This is a genomic window from Segatella buccae ATCC 33574 (genome assembly GCF_000184945.1).
Lineage (GTDB): Bacteria > Bacteroidota > Bacteroidia > Bacteroidales > Bacteroidaceae > Prevotella > Prevotella buccae.
The window spans coordinates 926,502-948,898 of the sequence record NZ_GL586311.1 but is presented as its reverse complement, the minus strand read 5'-3'; the positions used below and the strand labels follow the sequence as shown (position 1 = coordinate 948,898).

At 54.4% G+C, this 22,397-nt stretch carries 19 protein-coding genes; 7 read left to right on the top strand and 12 right to left on the bottom strand.

Annotated elements, in window-relative coordinates:
• Positions 1-47: 47 nt before the first annotated feature.
• The 10 genes from HMPREF6485_RS03525 to HMPREF6485_RS03480 all read right to left on the bottom strand — a co-directional run bounded on the left by HMPREF6485_RS03525 (position 48) and on the right by HMPREF6485_RS03480 (position 10,144).
• Positions 48-554 carry an OmpH family outer membrane protein gene (locus HMPREF6485_RS03525; RefSeq protein WP_036926439.1) on the bottom strand — a complete coding sequence of 169 codons (507 nt, stop codon included), beginning with the start codon at positions 552-554 and terminating at the stop codon, positions 48-50.
• Between the two features lie 137 nt (positions 555-691).
• Positions 692-1,177: an OmpH family outer membrane protein gene (locus tag HMPREF6485_RS03520; RefSeq protein WP_004343392.1), complete on the bottom strand. Its 486-nt coding sequence runs from the start codon at positions 1,175-1,177 to the stop codon at positions 692-694.
• A gap of 99 nt (positions 1,178-1,276) precedes the next feature.
• Positions 1,277-1,828: an OmpH family outer membrane protein gene (locus tag HMPREF6485_RS03515; protein ID WP_007410544.1), complete on the bottom strand. Its 552-nt coding sequence runs from the start codon at positions 1,826-1,828 to the stop codon at positions 1,277-1,279.
• 148 nt (positions 1,829-1,976) lie between these two features.
• The gene (locus HMPREF6485_RS03510; protein WP_004344715.1) at positions 1,977-4,595 is read right to left on the bottom strand and encodes a BamA/OMP85 family outer membrane protein; all 2,619 of its coding nucleotides are present in this window, start codon (positions 4,593-4,595) and stop codon (positions 1,977-1,979) included.
• Between the two features lie 24 nt (positions 4,596-4,619).
• A complete protein-coding gene (locus tag HMPREF6485_RS03505) occupies positions 4,620-5,381 on the bottom strand; it encodes an isoprenyl transferase (RefSeq protein WP_004344714.1) in 762 nt (253 codons plus the stop codon).
• 57 nt (positions 5,382-5,438) lie between these two features.
• A complete protein-coding gene (gene porG, locus HMPREF6485_RS03500) occupies positions 5,439-6,137 on the bottom strand; it encodes a type IX secretion system protein PorG (protein ID WP_004343396.1) in 699 nt (232 codons plus the stop codon).
• A gap of 21 nt (positions 6,138-6,158) precedes the next feature.
• Positions 6,159-7,517, bottom strand: a complete 1,359-nt coding sequence (locus HMPREF6485_RS03495) for a DUF6242 domain-containing protein (protein ID WP_004344713.1) — start codon at positions 7,515-7,517, stop codon at positions 6,159-6,161.
• A gap of 477 nt (positions 7,518-7,994) precedes the next feature.
• A complete protein-coding gene (locus tag HMPREF6485_RS03490) occupies positions 7,995-8,501 on the bottom strand; it encodes a hypothetical protein (RefSeq protein ID WP_004344712.1) in 507 nt (168 codons plus the stop codon).
• A gap of 78 nt (positions 8,502-8,579) precedes the next feature.
• On the bottom strand, positions 8,580-8,849 hold the full coding sequence (locus HMPREF6485_RS03485) for a DUF3192 domain-containing protein (RefSeq protein WP_258575508.1): 270 nt from the start codon (positions 8,847-8,849) through the stop codon (positions 8,580-8,582).
• Positions 8,850-9,442: 593 nt separating this feature from the next.
• A complete protein-coding gene (locus tag HMPREF6485_RS03480) occupies positions 9,443-10,144 on the bottom strand; it encodes an SIR2 family NAD-dependent protein deacylase (protein WP_004344709.1) in 702 nt (233 codons plus the stop codon).
• 301 nt (positions 10,145-10,445) lie between these two features.
• Here HMPREF6485_RS03480 and HMPREF6485_RS03475 point away from each other — a divergent pair, with 301 nt between their 5' ends.
• The 6 genes from HMPREF6485_RS03475 to HMPREF6485_RS03450 all read left to right on the top strand — a co-directional run bounded on the left by HMPREF6485_RS03475 (position 10,446) and on the right by HMPREF6485_RS03450 (position 16,538).
• Entirely contained in the window at positions 10,446-11,027 is a 582-nt protein-coding gene (locus HMPREF6485_RS03475; protein ID WP_004343619.1) for an FKBP-type peptidyl-prolyl cis-trans isomerase, read from the top strand.
• Positions 11,028-11,155: 128 nt separating this feature from the next.
• Positions 11,156-12,028: an FKBP-type peptidyl-prolyl cis-trans isomerase gene (locus HMPREF6485_RS03470; RefSeq protein ID WP_004344707.1), complete on the top strand. Its 873-nt coding sequence runs from the start codon at positions 11,156-11,158 to the stop codon at positions 12,026-12,028.
• A 67-nt stretch (positions 12,029-12,095) separates the two neighbouring features.
• A complete protein-coding gene (locus tag HMPREF6485_RS03465; protein ID WP_004344706.1) occupies positions 12,096-12,953 on the top strand; it encodes an FKBP-type peptidyl-prolyl cis-trans isomerase in 858 nt (285 codons plus the stop codon).
• Between the two features lie 171 nt (positions 12,954-13,124).
• Positions 13,125-13,592, top strand: coding sequence for an Lrp/AsnC family transcriptional regulator (locus HMPREF6485_RS03460; protein WP_004343614.1), 468 nt, complete (start codon positions 13,125-13,127; stop codon positions 13,590-13,592).
• Positions 13,589-15,424 carry a fused gamma-glutamyl-gamma-aminobutyrate hydrolase/peptidase gene (locus tag HMPREF6485_RS03455; RefSeq protein ID WP_004344704.1) on the top strand — a complete coding sequence of 612 codons (1,836 nt, stop codon included), beginning with the start codon at positions 13,589-13,591 and terminating at the stop codon, positions 15,422-15,424. The genes HMPREF6485_RS03460 and HMPREF6485_RS03455 overlap by 4 nt, the downstream gene beginning before the upstream one ends.
• Before the next feature lie 85 nt (positions 15,425-15,509).
• Positions 15,510-16,538 (top strand): M28 family peptidase, encoded by a 1,029-nt coding sequence (locus HMPREF6485_RS03450; RefSeq protein WP_004344703.1) that lies wholly within the window; start codon positions 15,510-15,512, stop codon positions 16,536-16,538.
• A 404-nt stretch (positions 16,539-16,942) separates the two neighbouring features.
• Here HMPREF6485_RS03450 and HMPREF6485_RS03445 read toward each other — a convergent pair whose 3' ends face one another.
• Complete coding sequence (locus tag HMPREF6485_RS03445; RefSeq protein ID WP_407636080.1) at positions 16,943-17,593, bottom strand: DUF4294 domain-containing protein; 651 nt, start codon at positions 17,591-17,593, stop codon at positions 16,943-16,945.
• A 135-nt stretch (positions 17,594-17,728) separates the two neighbouring features.
• Here HMPREF6485_RS03445 and HMPREF6485_RS03440 point away from each other — a divergent pair, with 135 nt between their 5' ends.
• Positions 17,729-19,741, top strand: a complete 2,013-nt coding sequence (locus HMPREF6485_RS03440; protein WP_004344701.1) for a helix-hairpin-helix domain-containing protein — start codon at positions 17,729-17,731, stop codon at positions 19,739-19,741.
• A 48-nt stretch (positions 19,742-19,789) separates the two neighbouring features.
• Here HMPREF6485_RS03440 and xyl3A read toward each other — a convergent pair whose 3' ends face one another.
• A complete protein-coding gene (gene xyl3A / locus HMPREF6485_RS03435; RefSeq protein ID WP_004344700.1) occupies positions 19,790-22,390 on the bottom strand; it encodes a xylan 1,4-beta-xylosidase in 2,601 nt (866 codons plus the stop codon).
• Positions 22,391-22,397: the final 7 nt, after the last annotated feature.

Below are 22,397 nucleotides of genomic sequence, written 5' to 3'. Positions count from 1 at the left end.
TGTTTAAAGATGGGACACATAGGAAAATGCCGCAGGAAAATGACTGCTTATTGGGCAGCCAAGTGGGCGATGCGCGGCGTGATGTCCTCCCCTGCAGCCGCACTCACAAAGGGGACGGCATTATTGTCGGTATTCAGCACGAAAGCCAGCCCCTGCTCTTCCCCGATGCGCTTCACGATGGCTTGCAAACGGGCCTTCAACGGTGCATAGGCTTCTTCTCGTGCCTGCTTGAGCAAGCGGTTGGCCTCGTCCTTGAAAGCCACGTTTTTCTCCATCAGTTCCTGCAATTCGGCCTGTCTTTTCTTCAAGATTGATGGGGCAAAATCACGCTGCCCGTCGAGAAATTCTTCATACTTGCGGTTGAATTCATCCTCGGCGCGCTTCATCTCGGCATCGTATTTCTGCCGCAGGTCGGCCATACTGCGCTCGGCAATGGCGTAGCCGGGCACAGACTTCAAGGCCGCCTCGTAGCTGAAATAGCCAAACTTCAACTGCTGTGCATCGGCCAGCAAAGGCAAAGCTGCCAGCATCAGGAAAAGAAACAGTTTTTTCATATCTTCACCATGTAATATCATCGGGATGTATAAAGAAATAAAAGGTTGTGCCATCATCTTCAGATATTGGCACAACCTCGACAGGATAATGTTCTGATGTCAGATTCTTGTTTGTTTCAATAGTTCGCAGGCCCCGTTTACTTCAACTTGGCCTGAACGTCAGCAGTCACATCCTTGACGGTTGCACCGGTAAAGATAGCCACTCCGTCTTCGAAGATGTAGGTGTAGCCACCGGCCTTGCCAACCTCTGTGATGGCATTGAGCACCTTGGTGCGGATGGGCTCCATGAGCTCGGCACTCTTCTTCTGCATGGCCTGCTGGTTGTCCTGATAGGTCTGCTGAATCTTCTGGTACATCTGTTGCAGTTCGGTTTCCTTCTGCTGCTTGGCAGTGGCATTCATCGTGCTTGCACTCTTCTCATACTCCCCATTCTTGCGCGTGAGCTCATCCTGCATGGATTTGAGTTCGTTCTCATACTGCTTCTGCAATGCCTGCATCTCGCCGTTGGCCTTGGCCACTTCGGGCATGGCCTGCATGATGGTCTGAGTGTTCACCTTACCAAACTTCTGTGCCATAACGGCCATTGGTGCGCAAAGCATCAACATCAAAATTAGCTTTTTCATTTCAGTTTATTCTTTTAATTATACTTGTTTTCTATGGATGTTCCTTCTTGTCCGTGGCTGCAAATATACTACTATTTATCGAGCCGTGCAAATATCCGCTCAATTATTGGCATAGCCCAACTTTTGCAGCACTTCGTTGCTGATGTCGATTTTCGGAGAACCGAAAATAATGCCGGTATCGGAAGCGCGGTCGAGCACAAGACTGTATCCGCGAAGATCGCATATATCCTTCACGGCATTGTAGATTTCGTCTTGGATGGGCTTCACGAGTGCGGTGCGCTTTTTATAGAGTTCGCCTTCGGGGCCAAAATACTTGCGCTTGAGGTCACTGGCTTCCTTCTCCTTCTGCATGATGGTCTCCTGCTTGGCTTTCTTCTGCTCCTGCGAGAGGAACACCACCTCGTTCTGATAGTTCTTGTACATGGTGCTTGCCTCAGTGTTGAGGGCTTCCACCTCGGCTTGCCATTTCTTGCTGACTTGGTTCAACTGCTCGTTGGCCCGTTCGTAGGCCGGCACATTCTTGAGAATATACTCCATGTCGACAAGGGCAAACTTCTGAGCACCGGCTGTCAATGGCAACAGGGCAAAAAGGCAAAGGGGCAGCAGCACCTTCCATACCTTTCGACTATTCTTTTGCTTTTTATTCTCCATGATTGATTCCTCCATTATTTTAAATATGGCAGGAGAACCGGTCTATCGGTCCGGTTTCCCCCTCGCCTGTTTCATATCTTCTTTCCATTGCGGCAGAAAGGCAACAAACTCTGTACCTTTTTACCTCTTTACTTTTCTACTTTTTAAATTAGAATTCCTGACCGAGAATGAAGTGGAACTGGCTGCCACCCTTCGTGCCAAACACTTTGTCGAAACCATAAGCCCAGTCGATACCCATCAAGCCCACCATCGGAAGGAAGATGCGCACACCCAGACCGGCACTGCGCTTCATGTCGAAAGGATTGAACTTGCTGGCTTCCTGCCAAGCGTTACCGGCCTCAAGGAATCCAAGACCGTAGATGGTGGTGTTACCAAGCAGGAATGGATAGCGAAGCTCAAGGCTGAAACGGTCGTAGGCATAACCTTGTGAACTGGCACTGGGAGTAAGCGCACCGTTCTCGTAGCCACGCAGCCCGATGGTCTCGGTGGCATAGTTGGACGAATAGCCGCTCATGCCATCACCACCCATATAGAAGGTTTCAAACGGCGACTTCTTGTATTTATTGTAGCTGCCCAGCAAACCTAGCTCCACGCGGGTCATCAACACAAAGCACTTGGAACCTCCGGAGAGTGCCGTATAAGTCTTCGACTTGAATTTCCACTTGTGGTATTCCACCCACCTGTACTTCTCCTGCTGCTCTGCATTGTAGGTAGGCGAATACTGGTTGTTGGCCAAGTTGGCATAGTCTTTCTTGTCCCACGAGCTCCAAGGCGGCGTAACGGTGACAGAAGCCGAGAACTCCGAACCGCGACGGGGAAAGAGCGGGTTGTCTGTAGAGGTGCGGTTGAGCGAGAGCGTGAGGTTCAAGTTGTTGGCCGAACCGTTGGACATCAGGAAGTAGCCCCAGTTTTTCATCGTGTAGCGCTGGTAAGCCAACTGCAAACTAAGAGTGAAATAGTCGTCGGGCCAGCGCAGACGCTTACCCCATCCGAGACTCAGACCAAGCAACTTCATGTATTTGTCAGGGTCGACGTAGCTCTCGTAATTGTTATAGTAGTTGCTGCCGTAACCGTAAGTATAATCGTAGTATCTCCTCATCAGTGCCGTGTTGTAATAGTTGCTTGACACATCCGAATATTTCGACCAATAGGCTCCGACACTGAACTGCACCGGACGCTTGCCGCCAAACCAGTTGGTGGAATAACTCACGTTGTAAGACTGATAGTAAGTGTTGGCCTGCACGCCGAGGCTCAGCACCTCACCATCGCCCACGGGCAGCACGCCACGCCGCTCGCTGTTCTTGCGGAACAGGTTGCGCATGGAGAAGTTGTTGAGTTTCAGCCCCACGCGTCCGATGACACCGGTCTGCCCCCAACCCAGAGAGAACTCTATCTGGTCGTTGGACTTCTGCACCAGATTCCAGTTCACATCCACCGTCCCGTCTTCAGGATTCGGTTTCACATCGGGTGCCACATGCTCTGCATCGAAGTGTCCCATCGAACCGAGTTCGCGGGCCGTACGCATGAGAGCCTCTCTGGAGAACAGGTCACCGGGCTTGGTGTGCAGTTCCCGGCGCACGACATTCTCATAGAGGCGGTCGTTACCGTTGATGCGCACATGGCTGAGATAGGCCTGCGGCCCTTCGGTGACGCGCATCTCCACATCGATGGAGTCGCCGTCGATGTTCACCTCCACCGGCTCGATGCGCGAGAACACGTAGCCGTTGTTATAATAGAGATTGGCGGCGGCATCGTCGTCGGTGACCAACCGCTTGTTCATCAGCTTCATGTTGTACACGTCACCCCGCTTCATGCCGAGGATGGCATTGAGGTGATCGGTCGTGTAGACCGTGTTGCCCACCCAAGTAATATTGCGCAGGAAGTATTGCTTGCCTTCATGCACCTTCACATAGACATCCACATGCTTGCTGTCGTAGTTGGTCACGCTGTCACTGAGGATGGATGCATCGAAATAGCCATATTCGTTGTATTTGGAGATGAGGTTGTTCTTGTCATCCTTCCACCGTTCGGGCGTATATTTCTTCGATTTGAAGATGTTGGCCAGCTTGCCGGCTTCATGTATTTTGGCAAAGGCACCCTTCGAGAAGAAGTTGCCCTTGAGTTTCTTGTCACTGATTTTCTCGTTTCCGTCGATAGTGATCTTGTGTACCTTGATTTTCTCTTTTTTGTCAACCATGATGTCAAGAATCACCTGATTCTTGTTGGCCACGTCGTCGCGCTGCACAATTTCTATATCAGCATTCTTGTAACCCTTATCATCGAAATACTTCTTGGCGAGGATCTTCGCACGGTCGAGCGCATTGGGCGTCACCTGCATCCCCTTCAGCAACCCCAGTTTGTTGTCCATGTCTTCACGCTCGCTCTTTTTCAGACCGATGTAATTGATGGTCGACACACGCGGCCGCACGGCAAGATAGATGTGCAGATAAATCTTGTCGCCCACTATCGAGTCGGCCGCGATGGCCACTTTCGAGAAAAGACCATGCTTCCAATAGCGTTTCACGGCATCGGTGATGTCGCTTCCGGGCACCGTGATGCGCTGCCCCACGGCAAGTCCCGAGATGCCCGTGAGCACATAGTCTTCGTAGCCTTCCACTCCCGACACGGCGATGACTCCTACAACCACGTCGCGCCCCGTACCTGCGTAGGAGATATCGGGATTGATAATCTTGTCCTGTGCCTGCACTCCCGTAGCGATGCCGAGCATCAGGAGGAGGGTCACCAACACCTTATTATATATATACATATTTCTGATATAGGATTTCTTCTGTCACTTTTGTTCATTTTCCACCTGCTCTTCGGTTTTTCCGAATCGACGCTGCCTGCACTGATAGTCGGCGATAGCCTCGTGCAACTCCTCCTCGCCGAAGTCGGGCCAGTAGGTGTCGCAGAAATAGAGTTCGGAGTAGGCAATCTGCCAGAGCAGATAGTTGGAGATGCGCAGTTCGCCACCTGTCCGTATGAGCAGATCGGGATCGGGCATGAAGCAAGTGTCGAGATGGCGGCCGATGCACTCTTCCGTCACGAAGTCGTCGATGCCGGCAGCTGACAGACGCCCTTCCCCGGCTTGTCCCAACGCCTCGCCCACGATTTCGCGCAGAGCTTTGGTAATCTCCCACCGCGACGAGTAACTCAATGCCACCACCATAGTCATGGCATTGTTGCGGGCCGTGTGTTCCATCGTCATCTGCAACTTCTGCCATACATCTTGGGGCAGCCTCCCGACATCTCCTATCACCCGAAAGCGCACATTGTGCTTCATGAATATCTCATCTTCAAGCGACGAGAGCACAAGCCCCATGAGTGCGCTCACTTCATCGGCCGGCCGGCTCCAGTTCTCGGTGGAGAAAGTGTAGAGCGTGAGCCATTTCACGCCCAGCCGCGTACACTCCGACGTGATGCGGCGCACGGCCTCCACACCGGCCTGATGACCGTAGCTGCGGGGCTTACCACGCTCGGTTGCCCACCGGCCGTTGCCGTCCATGATGATGGCAATGTGTTCGGGAATATTATTCTTGTCGAGTTCTGTCATGTCTTTATCTTGCGGCCACCGCCCTTCGCCCTGACGGCCGGGAGCGGGAGAAGCCCGTTAATCTTTATTGCACGTGCGGCATTTGGCACTGAAACTGTAGCTGAGCGTCACCAACAGGGCCGAATAGCAGTCGGTGTTCTTGAACAGGCCGCTACTCTCGATGCCGTAGGGATCGGCCACCCCATCGAGTTTGTCGCTCAAAGAGAAGTGCATAGTCCATTCCACGCCCACGTTCACCCGCTCGGCCACCTTGTATTTCAGTCCGATGCCGATGGGAATATTGGCCGTGAAGGCCGTCTGTCCGCCCCCGGAGACATGGGTAGCCCCGATGCCGCCGAAGAGGAAAGGCGTAAGCCGCTTGGCTCCCCGATAGTCGCGGCCGGTGCCGTAGGGCCAGAAGTTGTATTCGTAGGTGACGCTCACATCCACCAACCCGTTGTCGAACGCATACTGCCGGCGCTGCATGGCGTTGCCCGCCCCCAAGTCGGGATAATAGGTCTCCACATCGCCGGAATTGCCTTTGAGTTTGCCGTAGCCCGCCATAACGCGCAAAGCCGATGAAGGATTGAAATTGTAACGCCACAACAAGCCCCCCATAGGCTGCATGTTGCCGAAGAGGTTGCCGTTGAAGTCGCCCTCATAGTTCACCCCACCGGCCGCCGCCCCAATCTCCATACGATACTCCGGGTCGTCCTGCGCCCCGGCAGGGGCGGCGGCCAGAAGTGTCAGCAGTATCGGGAAAAGCATCTTGCGCATGGGAATGGCTTTTGAAGATGTCTACTCGGTGAAATTGTTCTGTTCCTTGCGCCATCCTTGGCTGTTGTGACGGCCTTTCCACACACGGCCCGTAGCGGCATCCACTATCCACAGCCAGTTGTCGCTGTCTTTGGCCAGTGCAAACACACCGGTCAACCGGGCCGGCACAAGTGTAGTGGTATCGGTCTTCCACGTGAGTCCGCCGTCGATGGAACGGTGGAAGCGGTTGTCGCTGCCGAGGGCTTCGAGCCTTCCCGCATAGTTCACCACCCCCATCTGTGACAGATAGGGAACCTGCAGGGTGTCGGCAGCCGTACTGGCCAAGTAGCTCCACGGCTGGTTCTCGGAGTAGCGGCCATATTCCACATACTTCGTCCACACCACGCCATGCTTGGTGCTCACGGCGGCATTGTTTCCCACGAGCGTGGCCCGGTCGGTGCTGTCGTTGGTGAGCGATGGCATCGTCACGAAGCTGATGTTTTCCGCCGGCAGGCACGAGGCATCAGTGTCAAGCGCATCGGCTGTCCACGTAAGTCCGTTGTCGGCCGACACGGCCATACCCGTAGCCGTGTAGGCATAGAGGCGCGTGGTGGTGGCCCCGAGCAGACGGGTGATGGCAGGCGTGCTTACAGCTGTCCACGTGTCGCCGTCGATACCGGTATAGAGGGTGCCGTTGTCAAACAGATAGAGCACACCGCCTTTGGCTGCCACATTAAGATAGGCCGTGGCAGAAAGGCTGATATTGGGCGTGGCAGCCGTCCAACTCTTGCCGTCGGTGAGAGCAGAGCGGTAGATACCGGAGGGCGTGAACACAAACAGGCGATCGCCGCAGGCCACGGCCTTCAGCCCTGCCTGTCCTTGGAAAGCGGCCTGCACGCCGTGGTCTTGCCACACCAGTTCGTCGGCGCGCTGCCTGTGTACGTTCACTTTGACGGTGTAACTGCGGTAGGCCGAGTAGTCGGTATTGAACACCCGTATCTCCCGCGGCTGCGAGAAGTCGATGGAGTCGGTGCTGCGATAATATTTCAGCGAGTCGTTGTTCACATTCTTGACAGCTATCACACCCCCGTTTTTGGCCACGATAGTGGCCGTGACCTTGGAGGCGTTCACTCCGTAAGGCAGCGAGTCGGGATTGTAGATGAGCCCTTTGGCCTGATCAATGCTGAAGGCGTAAGAACTGCCGGCATGCACAGTGTCCTTGGCCACGGTTTTCCCATTGGCCAATGTCGTCACCCGGTGGTATTTGAGCGTGCCCAGCGTGAAAGCCGTGACCGCCGTGTCGTGATAATACGTGGTCTCCTTGTCATCGTCGTTCAGGCACGAAGACAACGCGAGGAGGGATGCAAGCATGAGGGTGAAAGATGCTAACTTTCTTTTCATTACACTCTAATTATAGTTTTCAGCTGCACAAGATGAAAGCATGGCGGGAGCGGACAAAACGACACCAACCCACCGCCAGACGGCATCAATCGGCAATTTTTTGGCTACAAATTTACGCAGAATTATCCGAAAACCATGTTTTTCGAGTGCTTTATTATACAAATTATGGTTTAAAAGCGTGTTTTTTAAGTTTGTTTAGTGATTTAATCAATCTTGGTATTCACCAAGGCCACAACGCTCAAAAGTGTAGCCACGGCCACCCACGCAAGCATGATGATAGTCTCCTGATCCATGTTCCGATTATCTTTTCACTTGATGATAGGGCGCAAAGGTAGGCATTGCCCCACAAACGGGCAAATTCCGGACGTGGATTCGGACAAAGAACAGCCGTTTCTTGATTTATGTCAAGAGGACGCAGCTATGTCTAAACGGGAAATAACAAGAAAGGGCAGGAGACCAATCCCCTGCCCTTACACCTTAGTTTCCTTTACCTTTAATTCGATAACTTGTTTTTATTCTCCGATATTCGGATTCTTTACCTAAGAGTTTTCCATCTGCATACATTTCACAAGTCACGGTTGCAAGGGGGTCGTCTTGGCATTCTATTTCAACACCGACAAAATAGTTCTTTGTGACAAAAGTCGTTTCCCAACTCCCTATAATAACTTCTGGTGTACGCTTTGTACCGCCACCCCACACATATACATGTGCAATTGGGTTGTTACACGTCACTTTATAATAGATTTCAACCTCTCTATTTTGCTCTGCTATGTAATCCTCATCCTTATCACATGCCGACAATGTCAACACTAAAAGGGTGATTGAGAGCATTCTGTACATTTTCCCAAACATAATTATTGCATCATTTTTAGTTATAGATATGTACGCAAATGTACAAATCCCCATTAAACAAAATATATCTGTATAAGATTTTCTGCGATAAGCAGCCGTATTCTTGATCCATATCAAGCCAAAACCGAACATTTTCGGTTTTTACAGACTTGTCATAGCTCGGATGCCATGAGTTATAATCGAAGGATTAAGACTTTTTTCTTCCAACCCTTACTTTTTGTCAATGTCCACTTTCACACTATTCTCTTGTAGCAATTTGTCATCTTGTTTGATGCTCTTTAAGATTCCGTCTTCAAACAGCAGCGTGGTTGTGACATCGTATGGGGTAACTCCTACACGAAGATTCTCCTTATAATATAACACATCTATATGTTTCTCACCTTCCATATAAGTATCCGTGCGGAAAGGAGTACCCATTTTAGCAACGACTTCCGATTTGGTCATACCAAGTTTGACGGGCTCCCTTGCAAACCTCGACACCGTAGGATAAATTGCACAAGAGCTCCCTGCAAACTAAAAAGACCCCCAACCCCCTAAAGGGGGCTTTGCCATCTATCTGTTCGCAGGAAGGTAAGCCCCCTTTAGGGGGTTGGGGGTCTCTTAGAGGGCTCTTTTGGGGTCTCTTTGAGGGCTCTTGAGGGCCAAGGCCATATATAGCACAAACTATTAAATCTTTCGAAAAAGCCTTACACGAGATTTTTCCACAGCCATTTCCCACACCGGCTATACTCGTCTTATCAGCCCTATTAGCCCCATCGATTTTCTCACTCGGCCCAAACGACCTTGCAAAAGAGCCACACTCAGAAGCTCATTCGGGCCGAACGACAACCTCGAAAAGCCCGTTTAGCAAAGCCACTTGGCCCGGAAAAGCCCCCTTCAGGGGGTTGGGGGGCCGTTGGTGGATTGGTAATCAAAAAAAGGGAAACACTTGCGTGCTTCCCTTGCTCATGCAAAGATAGCAAGAAAATGACGAAAAACCAAATGTAACAGGAAAAAAGCGGACAAAGGACACCCTGTCCGCCATGAAGCAGGCAGCCACAGGCCCTATTGCCCGAAAGCGAAAAGGCTTCTCGCTACTCCCCTGCCAACTCTTTCACCAGCTCCCTCATGCCCTCGCTCGCACCCTTGGCGATGTGTACAATGTCGCGATAACCGCCCGAACCCACGGGGTTGGGATCGATGAGGCGGATGGGGACACCGGGCTTGACATAGCGTACAAGGCCGGCGGCGGGATAGACATTGAGCGACGTGCCGATGATGACAAAGAAGTCGGCCTGCCGGGTGGCTTCGATGGCAGGCTCCATCATGGGCACACTCTCGCCGAAAAAGACGATAAACGGGCGCAGCAACGAGCCGTCGCCGGCCTTGGTACCGGGCTCCACCTCGCAGTGGTCTTCGGGCAGTTCGATGACATACCGGCTGTCGTAAGGGTCGCGGCTGGAGCACACCTTCGCGAGTTCGCCGTGAAGATGAATCACATGCGAACTGCCGGCCTTCTCGTGCAGGTTGTCCACATTCTGCGTGACAACCGTCACCTCGAAGTCTTTCTCCAACCCGCTGATAAGCCGGTGCCCCTCGTTGGGTGACGCGGCATAGAGTTTCTTGCGCAACATGTTGTAGAAATTAGTCACCAATGTGGGGTCAGCCTCCCACCCCTCGTGCGTGGCCACCTGCTCCACAGGATAGTTCTCCCACAACCCGTCGTTGCCGCGGAAGGTCTTGAAACCGCTCTCCACCGACATTCCGGCACCCGTCAAAAATACGATTTTCTTCATAATCCTTGTTTTTATCCGTTCACACCTTGATGAGGATGGGAAGCGCGGGAACAGGCTGAATAAAGGCCATGCGGAAAAGGGCAACCGTTCATTTCGCTTCATAAAAGCCTCGAAGGATCAACGCCGTTGTCCCGACTCCCTCGACTCCCTTTCACTCCCCAACTCCTCTCAATTCCCCGAAACGCCCCCCATTTTCCACAAAAATAGTGTTTTTTTTCGTTATAAAGGTTGCTACAACTAATAAAAATGCTATCTTTGCATTTGTTTTAAAACATACATTATTATAATAGACAACAATTCAATGGACAAAGTAAGCTACGCTTTGGGCATCGGCATCGGCCGACAGCTCGCGCAAATGGGCGCAACAGATATAAACACCGACGACTTCGGGCAGGCCATCAAGGACGCCATATCCGGCCGGCTGCAGCTCGACGAGCAGGAAGCACAGATGATTGTGCAGGACTTCTTTCAGAGAAAATCCGAGGAACAGGCCAAGAATGCCAAGGCCGAGGGCGAGAACTTCCTTGCCGAGAACGGCAAGAAGGAGGGCGTGGTGGTGCTCCCTTCCGGGCTGCAATACCAAGTGCTGCGCGAGGGCAACGGCAACAAGCCGTCGGCCACCGACCAAGTGGAATGCCACTACGAGGGCACGCTCATCAACGGACAGGTGTTCGACAGTTCCTACAAGCGCGGACAGACGGCCACGTTTGGTCTCAATCAGGTGATCAAGGGCTGGACCGAGGGTCTGCAACTCATGCAGGAGGGGGCCAAATACCGCTTCTTCATCCCCTACCATCTGGCCTACGGCGCACAGGGGGCAGGGCAGAACATCCCGCCCTACGCCACACTCATCTTCGACGTGGAACTCGTCAAGGTGAAGTAGCACAGCCGTTTCCCGCCTTTCCCCCACCGGGGAGAGCGGGGCCTATAACTCAAAGTTCGAAGCAAGGAAAAACGCAGAACAACTCAGGGAAATAAAATGGAAATCCAAAAACAAATAAATTTATAGCAATGAAAAAACTGTTTTTCGTAGCCGCAATGGCTATCTCCGCCGCCACTTTCGTGGGTTGCGGCAACTCAACACCGAAGGCCGATCTCAAGACCGATGTAGACACGCTGAGCTATGCCATGGGTCTGTCGCAGACACAGGGCCTCAAGGAATTCATGGTGGAACGCATGGGCGTGGACACGGCTTACATCGACGACTTCATCAAGGGTCTGAACGACGGTGCCAACGCAGGCGACGACAAGAAGAAAGCCGCCTACTATGCAGGCATACAGATAGGCCAGCAAATCTCCAACCAGATGGTGAAGGGCATCAACCACGAAGTGTTCGGTGACGACTCTACCAAGACCATCTCGCTGAAAAACTTCATGGCAGGTTTCGTGACCGGCACAACGGGCAAGAAAGGTCTCATGACCGTGGAAGACGCACAGCGCGTGGCACAGGAGAAGATGCAGCTCATCAAGTCGAAGAACATGGAGAAGCAGTATGGTGCCAACAAGGAGGCAGGTGTGAAGTGGCTTGCTGCCAACGCCAAGAAACCGGGTGTGAAGACACTGCCTTCAGGCGTTCAGTATAAAGTGATCAAAGAGGGCAACGGCCCCATCCCCACAGACACTTCCAATGTGAAGGTGAACTATGAGGGCAGACTCATCGACGGCAAGGTGTTCGACAGCTCCTACAAGCGCGGCCAACCCGTTGAGTTGCGCGCCAATCAGGTGATCAAGGGCTGGACCGACGCACTGGTACACATGCCCGCAGGCTCCGTGTGGGAGGTTTACATTCCCCAAGAACTGGCCTACGGCGAACGCGAGCAGGGCGACATCAAGCCTTTCTCGGCACTGATTTTCAAGATTGAACTCATTTCGGCCGGCAAGTAAACGCCACTCTCTCCCACCTTCGCATGGAGAGTGGGAGAAGCTGAAAGAAACCAGTATAAGACAACGCATGAAGAAAATCATGATTTTGGCACTCGTCATCTTGGCGAGTGCTTCTTTTTCTGTAGCCTCGGCACAGAAGAAAGACAAGAAAAGCAAGAAGGCCGAACAGGCCGTGAAGGGTCTCATGACGCACGACGACTCCCTGAGCTATGCCGCAGGCATCAACGCCACAGAGGGTCTCATAGGCTATCTGCAACAGAGTTTCAAGGTGGACACCGCCTACATGGCCGACTTTGTACGCGGGTTTGAGGATGCCCTCAAGATGGGACAAACTCCGCAAGGCACTGCCTACATGGCCGGCACCAACATTGCCAAGATGGTGACTGAACGCATCTTCCCCGGCATGGAGCAGATGTTGGGCAGCGTGGGCAAACTGAAGAGCGACCGCTTCAACGAAGGATTTGAGGCCGCCTTGAAGAAAGACCGCAGCATTTTCACCGAAACCGCTGCCAAAGCCTATCAAGAGGATCTGCTCATGGGGCCGGGCAACCGCTGGCTGGAGGCCAACGCCAAGAAGCCGGGAGTGAAGGTGCTGCCGAGCGGCTTGCAGTATAAGGTGCTCAAAGAGGGCAAAGGGGCCAAGCCACAGGCCTCCGACGAGGTGGAAGTCGTCTATGAGGGACGGCTCACCGACGGCACCGTGTTCGATGCTACGGCCAACCATCAGGGCGCAAAGAGCGACAAGTTCCGCGCCGACCAAGTGATTAAAGGCTGGACGGAGGCTCTCACCATGATGCCCGTGGGCAGCAAGTGGGAAATCTACGTGCCGCAAGATCTCGCCTACGGCAGTCGGCCTTCGGGCAAGATACCGCCCTACGCCACACTCGTGTTCACCATCGAACTGCTTGGCATCTCAGGCAAATGATGTTCCCGACGCCTTTCCTGCAAAACGGGAGAGATGTTAAAAAGATAACAGAATGCGCGAAAATCAAAAAGATTTTCGCGCATTTTGTTGTCCGAGTCGATATAATTGACTACTTTTGCTATCAAAATGCTAATTCAACCAATACTCAACCATACAACTTTTCAATAAGACATGGACAAAATAGACAACCTTGACAAAAAGATACTGAGCATCCTTTCCAAGAACGCCCGTATTCCCTTCAAAGATGTAGCGGCAGAGTGCGGCGTGTCAAGGGCCGCCATCCATCAGCGTGTGCAGCACCTGATGTCCAACGGCATCATCACCGGAAGCGGCTTCGATGTCAACCCCAAGAGTCTCGGATATTCCACCTGCACCTACGTGGGGCTCAACCTTGAACGCGGCAGTATGTATAAAGAGGTGGTGGAGCGGTTGGCCAACATCCCCGAGGTGGTGGAATGCCACTTCACCACAGGTCCCTACACCATGCTCGTGAAACTCTATGCCCGCGACAACGAGCAGCTGATGGACTTGCTCAACAACCAACTGCAGGGCATACCCGGCGTAGTGAGCACCGAAACACTGATTTCGCTTGAACAGAGTATCAAGCGGGAAATACCGGTAGCAACAGAACTGAAATGAACCATTTTGACTTCCGGTCGCACGTAGACCAAGTATATGCGACCTTTCCCGAGGCCCACCACCGCCCCCTCATCGGTCTCACCGCCAACCACAGCGACCTCGACGCGACGCTCCGCGACCGCTATTACAAGCAGATAGTGGCAGCCGGAGGCACGCCGGTCATCATTCCACCGGTGGCCGACAAGGAGGTCATCGTCAACACCCTCGAACAGCTCGACGGCCTCATCCTCACGGGAGGGGCCGACTACAACCCGCTCTGGATGGGCGAGGAGCCTTCCACACACCTGCACGGCATCAACCGGGAGCGCGACTTGGCCGAACTGCTCACCGCCCGATTGGCCTTCAACCGGCAGACACCGACACTCGGCATCTGCCGGGGCATCCAGACACTGGCCATTGCGCTGGGAGGCAAGGTGGCGCAAGACATTCAAGAGGCGGCCTCGCCGGGCACCGTTATCATCAAACACGCTCAGGACGCCGACCGCTCGGAGCCTACCCACAGCGTGCGGATAGCCGATGGCAGCATCTTGAGCGGCATCTATGAGGGCGAGACCATCCATGTGAACAGCTTCCATCATCAGGCCGTGGCCCAACCGGGGCCGCACTTCCGCATCACAGCCACAGCCCCCGACGGCACGGTGGAGGCCATCGAGTCGACGGAGCATAAAGCGGTGATGGGCGTGCAGTGGCATCCCGAGTGGCTGGAGGAAGAGGGCCGGCGACTCTTCAAGTGGCTTGTCGACTGCGCCGGAAACTTCCACGTGGCCAAAGAGTTGCACAAGCGCGTGCTTACCCTCGACACCCATTGCGACACGCCCATGTTCTTCCCGCAGGGAGTGCTGTTTGACAGGCGCGACCCGCGCATCCTCGTAGACCTCCACAAGATGACCGAAGGCCGGCAGGATGCCGTCACCATGGTGGCCTATCTGCCCCAACCGAAGATCGGAGAGACCTTCTCGTCGAAGATAGACCTTAAAGGCATCAGAGACCACAACCCCGAATTGCTTGCACGCTACCCCGGTCTGGGGGAGGAAACGCCCCGGATAAACCCCACACAGTATGCCGACCTCATCTTCGACAAGATAGAATCCATCGTCCAGAAGAACAGCCGGTATCTCAGCATCGCCCGTACGCCGGCCGACTTATACAACGACAAGCGCAACGGCAGGAAAAGCATCATGCTCGGCATTGAGAACGGGCTGGCCATCGAGCGCGAACTTGCCAACCTGAAACACTTCGCCCAGCGCGGCGTGGTGTACATCACGCTCTGCCACAACGGTGACAACGACATCTGCGACTCTGCCCGCGGATGCAACACCCACGACGGTGTGAGCAGCTTCGGGGAGAAGGTGATACGCGAGATGAACGACCTCGGCATCATGGTAGACCTCAGCCACGGAGGCGAAAAGAGTTTCTACGATGCCTTGGACATCAGCCGTGTGCCCATCGTGTGCAGCCACAGCAACTGCAAGGCACTCTGCGATGTGCCCCGCAATCTCACCGACGACCAGCTGCGGGCACTTGCCGCCAAGGGCGGTGTGGCCCACACCACGCTCTACGGTGGTTTCCTGCGCAAAGACGGTGAGGCTTCCGTGCTCGATGCCGTCGACCATCTGGAGCACGCCATCCGCATCATGGGCATCGACCACGTGGGCATCGGTACCGACTTCGACGGTGACGGGGGAGTCAGAGGTATGGCCGACTCGTCGGAACTCATCAACTTCACCATCCGGCTGTTGCGCCGCAAATACAGCGAGCGCGACATCGAGAAGATTTGGGGAGGCAACTGGCTGCGGGTGATGGCACAAGTGCAAAACAATCGGAAAGCCTGACCGCCCGCGCCCGAAGAGAAAAGCAAAAGCTCCCCACGGGACAAACTAAACGCCCGGAGAGAATGAATGTAAAACCGAACAGCAAATGAAGAAGATTATAATAATAGGTATCATGATCGTTGCAGCAGTGTTGTTGGCCCTCCATGTAGGAGGGCTGTTCCCCTCTATGGGCTCCCCCGACAGTCAGGAGGCGGAAGAAGCGGAAAAGGTGAAGCCCGTGGGACCGGCCTTCAATGCCGACTCGGCCTACGCCTTCTGTGCCGCCCAGTGCAACTTCGGCCCACGGGTGATGAACTCCCCGGCCCACGACCGCTGCGGCGAATGGATTGTCGGCAAGTTCAAGGAGTATGGCTGCACGGTCACCACCCAACGGGCCAACCTCAAAGGCTACGACGGCACGGTGCTCAAAAGCACCAACATCATGGCATCCTACAACCCCAAGGCCACCACGCGCATCTTGCTCTGTGCCCACTGGGACAGCCGGCCGTGGGCCGACAACGACCCCGATTCGGCCAACCACCGCAAGCCCGTGATGGCCGCCAACGACGGGGCGAGCGGCGTGGCCGTGATGTTGGAGATAGCGCGCCTGCTCGCTTCATCGCCGGACAATGGCAGGCCGGCCTCCACAATAGGGATCGACTTCGTATGCTTCGATGGCGAAGACTGGGGTGCTCCCTATTGGGGAGAAGACCCCACGGGAGACTCTTGGGCCCTCGGTGCACAATACTGGAGCCGCAATCTGCCGCAAGGCTACGAGGCCCGCTACGGCATTCTGCTCGACATGGTGGGCGGACAAGGGGCTCGGTTTTACCGTGAGGGCATGTCCATGCAGTATGCCGAGGGCATCGTGAAGAAAGTCTGGCGCGCCGCCCGGCAGGCAGGCTACGGCAGCTACTTCCCCAAGAGCGACGGCGGATTCATCACCGACGACCACGTGCCCGTGAACCAAAATGCACACATCCCCACCATTGATATCATCCCCTACTATCCCGACTGTGCCCAAAGCAGTTTCGGGCCCACTTGGCACACCGTCATCGACAACATGACCCACATTGACAAGCACACGCTCAAGGCCGTAGGCCAAACCCTTGTGCAAGTGCTGTGGACGGAATAGAACCTCCGCGGCGACACCCCTCCCCCACTATCGAAAGTCGGGAAGCATCCAACAAGGGCGGTGCAAGGCTGTTGCACCATCCGCGCTTGGCTGTCGCACGCGTTGTGCAAAGCCTCTGCACGGATGGTGCAGCAGCCTTGCACCGCCCCCGTTTTTTCACGATGAGTAAACAACCGGGCTGATGCGAAATTGTCCGGAAAGCATATTAACAAAGCCATAAGCCTATTATGGGCGAAATCTAAAACTTACAGCACACTTGTAAAAAAGTGATATTTTGGGTGTTTTGTTTAGCTTTTACGGTCTCTGGACTGCATTAGTTGTATATGAAACAACGGATAATTGCACACAAAGCCGTATAAAGAGCAACGGGCACAATAAAAGAAAACGGACAGCTGTCACCCGCCTTACAGCTGTCCGCTCTCCACCTGCCGCACCACACGTTCCGTGATGCGGTCCACACCATTGGGGTCGTAGCCTTTCTTCAGACTGGCACCGAAGACCCAGGCGAAAGCCTGATAGAAGCCGGCACGCACGGGGCCGAGGAAAGCCTGAATGAGTTCGTAGGACGAACTGTTGCACTCGCGGTAGATGAGTTTGATAAGCAGTTTGCCCTGCGCGTAGGTGAGCTTCTTCATTCGGGGCGTATATTCCTTCTTGATGCTCGCCTCCACGAGTTTCATGTGGGCATCCTTGGCCCGCTTGTTGGGCAGCGTCTGGAGATATTCGTAGGTCTCCAGAATGATGGCATTCACCTCTTTGGCTATCGGCAGCACTTTCTTAACGTTCATCACCAGCCGGTTGTAGGCCTGTCGCTGGCTCTCGCTCGTGAACACCGGCTGCGGATAGACATACACTTTGTTGAGTTCCACATACTGAATGCTGTCACCGCCCTGCAACACCCTGCCCACACGGAGCATCGGCTCAAACGTGGGATTGTCCATGTCCACCTCCCGGTCTTCGGGATTGACATGGCCGGGACGGTCGGTCTGCGCCATCGCAGGCAACAGCCCCAACGAGGCAAAGAGCAGGGACAATATGAAACGGTGTCTCAACATGGAGACAAAAGTAACCATAAATTCTCATTTAAAACAAATAATTCACCTTTTTTATCTGTCATTTAAGATAAATCCACTACCTTTGCAAGTCTGAAAGAGAACTTTCACTCTACATGAAAAGCGACACGGCAACCTATGAGAAAACTACTGTTCGGTCTACTTTCCTTGACGCTGAGTGCCTATATGTATGCACAGCAACCCGCTTCCTCCACGCGAAATGCCCAACCGTGGGAACGCTATCTCAACGAGTTGAGTGATGTGGAAGACTTTGAGAACGTCACGTGGGAAGACTACTACGATCTGCTCAACGACTATGCAGAACATCCCATCAACCTCAACACGGCCACACGCGAAGACTTGGAGCGTCTGCCGTTTCTCTCCGCACAGCAGATAGAGGACCTACTGGCCTACATCTATCAATACGGAGGCATGAAATCAAGGGGCGAACTGGCCATGATAGAGAGTCTGGACTGGTATCAACGCAAGCTGCTGGAGTATTTCACCTACCTCGGAGACACGGAGGAAAAACGCTTCCCACGATTTGGAAACATCCTCAAATATGGCAGGCATGAGCTTATCGCCACAGCCCGCGTGCCCTTCTACGAGCGCAAGGGCGACCGCAACGGCTATCTGGGATACAAATACAAGCACTGGCTGAAATACACGTTCCGTTATGGCGACTATGTGAAGATAGGGCTGGTGGGGTCGCAAGATGCCGGCGAACCTTTCTTCGCGGGCCGCAACAGCGCAGGCTATGACTTCTATTCGTTCTATGCGCAGATACGGAAACTCGGTCCGTTGAAGAATCTCACGCTCGGTCGCTATCGACTGCGCTTCGGCATGGGGCTCGTGATGAACACCGACTTCGGACTCGGTAAGGTGGCCACACTGATGACGCTTGGCCGCACGGGCAACAGCATCCGCGGACATGGCGGCCGGTCGGCAGCCAACTGTCTGCAAGGGGCGGCCGCCACAGTGAACCTGTGGAAAGGGCTCGACCTCTCCGCTTTTGTCTCCTACCGCTACATAGACGCCACGCTCAATAAAGACACCAACACCATTGCCACCATCCTCAAGACCGGCTACCATCGCACCCGGAGCGAAATGGAGCGGAAAAACAATGCCTCGGAGTTTCTTGTCGGCACACATCTCAACTACTTCCGCAACGGTTTCCACATCGGTGCAACGGCTCTCTACAACGCTTTCGACCGGTCGCTGCAACCAAAAGTTTCACAGAGCTACCGTCGTTGGTATGCTGCCGGAAGCAACTTCTACAACATGAGCGTGGACTACGGCTATGTGAGCCGACGCCTCACCGTGAGCGGTGAGACTGCCACGGGCGACAGCAAGGCTCTTGCCACCATCAACACCGTGAGCTATCTGCTCACCGACGAACTCTCCCTCATTGCCCTCCAGCGCTTCTACTCCTACCGCTACACGGCACTCCATGCCGAGAGTTTCAGCGAGGGAGGGACCGTGCAAAACGAAAACGGCGTCTATCTCGGCTTCTCGTGGAATCCCTCACGCCGACTTTCGCTCATGGGTTACACCGATTATGCCTACTTCATCTGGCCGAAATATCAGGCCGATGCCTCCACCTACGCATGGGACAACATGCTCTCGGCCACTTACAAACCCGGGCGGTTCACCTTCTTGGCGCGCTATCGGATAAAGATGAGGCAGAAAAACAATGCCGACAAGTCGGCCATCATCAGCGACATCAACCATCGCGGGCGGTTGTCGGTGGGCTACGACGGCGACCTATGGAGCACCAAGACGCAGGGAGACATCGCCTATGACCAATACAAAAACAACAGTTTCGGATGGATGTTGAGCCAAAATCTGCTCTGCCGTTGGCGGTTTCTGCGCGCCAACGCCTCTCTCGGTTATTTTCACACCAAGGACTACAGCAGCCGTGTCTACACCTACGAACCGGGGACGCTCTACAATCTCAACTTCCCCTGCTTCTACGGGCACGGTCTACGCTACGCCCTCACCCTCCGGGCCGACTTCAACAGTCATCTTATGGCTATCATGAAGTTAGGCACCACCGACTATTTCGACCGCAACCACATCTCCTCCGGCTATCAACGGATAGACCGAAGCAGCCAAACCGACCTTGACTTGCAACTGCGCTGGAAGTTTTAGAGGAGAAAGAGACAAGTCGGCAAACAAACAAGTTGACAAGTCGGGGAGTTACTTGATGCTCACGCTGATGGTCTGTAGGTCAGCATCGCGGCTTGAAGAACCTACCATGAGCAGGTGGTTGCCGGGCTTGACACGCATGGTGTTGGTCGTTGCATCCCATCCCTCGAAACGTTCGCGGGGCATGGCAATCTCCACACGGCGGCGCTCGCCGGCTTTCAGGTCAATGCGGGCAAAGCCGCGGAGGGTTTTCACGGGGCCGTCGGCATCGGCCGGATTCTTCACATAGACCTGCACCACTTCGGCCCCATCGCGCTTGCCGGTGTTCGTGACCTCCACATAGAGCTTTCCATTTTCATACCGGGGTGTTCCGAAAACGAATGAAGTGTAGCTCAGGCCGAAACCGAAGGGAAAAAGCGGAGTGCCACGGAAGTAGCGATAGGTGCGGCCCGTCATGCGGTAGTCAAGGAAATCGGGCAGGTCGGCATCGCTCTTGTAGAATGTCACGGGAAGTTTGCCCGAAGGATTATAGTCACCGAAAAGCACATCAGCCACAGCCTGTCCGCCGGCTTCACCGGCATACCAAGCCTGCAACACGGCATCGCAGGCTTCCGCCTCGGGCACCAACGCCACTGCACCACCCGAACAGTTGACGAAGACCACAAGCTTGCCGGCCTGCCGGAGCAATCTGATCACTTCGCGCTGCGCCTCGGGCAACTCGATACTTGTACGATCACCACCATTGAAACCGGGGGCATCGACTTTCATTTCCTCTCCTTCGAGACGCGGAGAGATGCCCCCCACAAAGACCACTACATCGGCATCGCCGGCTTGTGCGGCGATCTCGGAAGCCGTGATGGGCGACTTGCGGGCTATGTCGAACTGGCAGACGGCCATCGCCTTGTTCTGCACATATTCCACCCGCACACGGTAGGCCCGCCCGGCTGTAAACCGATAGCTTTTCTCCGCAAAGGTGACACGCTCGCGGGCACTCCAACTGTTGATGAACGTGTCGCCGTCGATGATGACACGTGCCTTGTCGTCGCTGGCCAGACTCACAATGAGTTCGCCGGATGTGGAGGGTGTGAATGTTCCTTCATAAACGGCCGAGAAGTCCTCAAGATTCACACCGGGAGCGAAAACCGTATTACCACCGTTGCTTTGACTGATGGGTTCGCGCAGCAGGCGGGTGGCAGCAGGCGTTCCCTCCATAAGTTGATTGTTCCAATAAGTGGCCATCATGCCCCGTCGGCCATCAGGAGCGGTAAATTCATTGAAATGACTTTGCCGTATCTCGTTGCGGATATAGCCGCATCCCTCGACAAACCGTGCAGCGGGCACCTTGCTTCTGATGCCTTTAAGAATGGTTGTCGTGCTGATGGGATAGCCGGTGTAGTTGCCCCAAAGCATCACGGAGTCATTGGCATTGGGGCCCATGACGGCTATTCGCAGCCCATTCTTGGATAACGGGAGCAGCCGGTTGCGGTTTTGCAAGAGCGTCATCGACTCACGCGCCATATCAAGTGCCAACCGACGATGGGTCTCCGAAGCTATTACTTCCGGACCGGTCAGCTTCCACGGCACAAGTTTTTCCGAATCGAAGTCGCCCACTTCAAAACGGGCTTTCAGCAGTCGCACGACACTCGTGTCGATAGCTTCACGGGAGATGAGTCCCTGCTCCACGGCACGAGGCAGCGTCGCATAAACCGCACCGCACTCCACATCCGTACCGGCACGCACACCCATGGCCGATGCTTCGGCCGGTGTCTCCACCACATGATGGTGTCCCTCACGATAGAAGTCGCTGATGGCACCGCAGTCGCTCACCACCAAGCCGTTGTACCCCCACTCTCCGCGAAGTATCTGATGCAGATAACGGGTGTTGCCACAGCAAGGGGAACCGTCAATGCGCTGGTAGGCACACATCACTTCGCGCACGTTGCCCTCCTGCACGAGGCTCTTGAAGGCCGGCAGGTAGGTTTCCCAAAGGTCGCGCTCGGGCAGCCGCTCCACGTCAAACACATGCCGGTTCCATTCCGGACCGCTATGCACGGCATAGTGTTTGGCACAAGCCAGTGTCTTGTAGTAGCGCGGACGCTCGGTGAATGGACGCATATCTCGCCGGAACGGTTGCCCTTGCAATCCGTTGACCACAGCCAGTCCCATGCGCGAAGTGAGATAGGGGTCTTCACCGTAGGTCTCCTGCCCGCGCCCCCAACGCGGATCACGGAAGATATTGATGTTAGGTGTCCATATCGACACCCCCTGATAGCGTTTGATGTCACCCGACTTGCGGGCCAGATTGTTCTTGGCCACAGCCTCATCAGAGGCGGCACAGAACACGCGGTAGAGCAATTCGTCGTCCCACGAGGCGGCCATAGCCGTCGTTTGCGGGAAAACAGTGGCGAAACCGTTGCGGGCAATGCCGTGCAAGGCCTCGCTCCACCATTCAAACTGGGGTATGCCCAACCTCGGAATGGCCGGTGAACTGTTGCGCATCAGCTTCGTTTTCTCTTCCAAAGTGAGCCGTGAGCAAAGGTCTTCAGCACGCTCTTGCGAGGAGAGCTGCAGATTCTGATAGGGGTACTGCTGTGCTCCGGCAACGCAGGAGAATGCAAGCAGCAACATGGCAAATAGTTTTCTTTTGTTCATTTAGTAG

Excerpts from the sequence above, each read along its gene's own strand:
- HMPREF6485_RS03515 (WP_007410544.1), bottom strand. The coding sequence starts at position 1,828 with ATGGAGAATAAAAAGCAAAAGAATAGTCGAAAGGTATGGAAGGTGCTG.
- HMPREF6485_RS03480 (WP_004344709.1), bottom strand. The coding sequence starts at position 10,144 with ATGAAGAAAATCGTATTTTTGACGGGTGCCGGAATGTCGGTGGAGAGC.
- HMPREF6485_RS03465 (WP_004344706.1), top strand. The coding sequence starts at position 12,096 with ATGAAGAAAATCATGATTTTGGCACTCGTCATCTTGGCGAGTGCTTCT.
- porG (WP_004343396.1), bottom strand. The coding sequence starts at position 6,137 with ATGCGCAAGATGCTTTTCCCGATACTGCTGACACTTCTGGCCGCCGCC.
- HMPREF6485_RS03510 (WP_004344715.1), bottom strand. The coding sequence starts at position 4,595 with ATGTATATATATAATAAGGTGTTGGTGACCCTCCTCCTGATGCTCGGC.
- HMPREF6485_RS03505 (WP_004344714.1), bottom strand. The coding sequence starts at position 5,381 with ATGACAGAACTCGACAAGAATAATATTCCCGAACACATTGCCATCATC.
- HMPREF6485_RS03470 (WP_004344707.1), top strand. The coding sequence starts at position 11,156 with ATGAAAAAACTGTTTTTCGTAGCCGCAATGGCTATCTCCGCCGCCACT.
- HMPREF6485_RS03490 (WP_004344712.1), bottom strand. The coding sequence starts at position 8,501 with ATGTTCGGTTTTGGCTTGATATGGATCAAGAATACGGCTGCTTATCGC.
- HMPREF6485_RS03525 (WP_036926439.1), bottom strand. The coding sequence starts at position 554 with ATGAAAAAACTGTTTCTTTTCCTGATGCTGGCAGCTTTGCCTTTGCTG.
- HMPREF6485_RS03455 (WP_004344704.1), top strand. The coding sequence starts at position 13,589 with ATGAACCATTTTGACTTCCGGTCGCACGTAGACCAAGTATATGCGACC.
- HMPREF6485_RS03445 (WP_407636080.1), bottom strand. The coding sequence starts at position 17,593 with ATGTTGAGACACCGTTTCATATTGTCCCTGCTCTTTGCCTCGTTGGGG.
- HMPREF6485_RS03520 (WP_004343392.1), bottom strand. The coding sequence starts at position 1,177 with ATGAAAAAGCTAATTTTGATGTTGATGCTTTGCGCACCAATGGCCGTT.
- HMPREF6485_RS03440 (WP_004344701.1), top strand. The coding sequence starts at position 17,729 with ATGAGAAAACTACTGTTCGGTCTACTTTCCTTGACGCTGAGTGCCTAT.
- HMPREF6485_RS03475 (WP_004343619.1), top strand. The coding sequence starts at position 10,446 with ATGGACAAAGTAAGCTACGCTTTGGGCATCGGCATCGGCCGACAGCTC.
- HMPREF6485_RS03495 (WP_004344713.1), bottom strand. The coding sequence starts at position 7,517 with ATGAAAAGAAAGTTAGCATCTTTCACCCTCATGCTTGCATCCCTCCTC.
- HMPREF6485_RS03450 (WP_004344703.1), top strand. The coding sequence starts at position 15,510 with ATGAAGAAGATTATAATAATAGGTATCATGATCGTTGCAGCAGTGTTG.
- HMPREF6485_RS03460 (WP_004343614.1), top strand. The coding sequence starts at position 13,125 with ATGGACAAAATAGACAACCTTGACAAAAAGATACTGAGCATCCTTTCC.
- xyl3A (WP_004344700.1), bottom strand. The coding sequence starts at position 22,390 with ATGAACAAAAGAAAACTATTTGCCATGTTGCTGCTTGCATTCTCCTGC.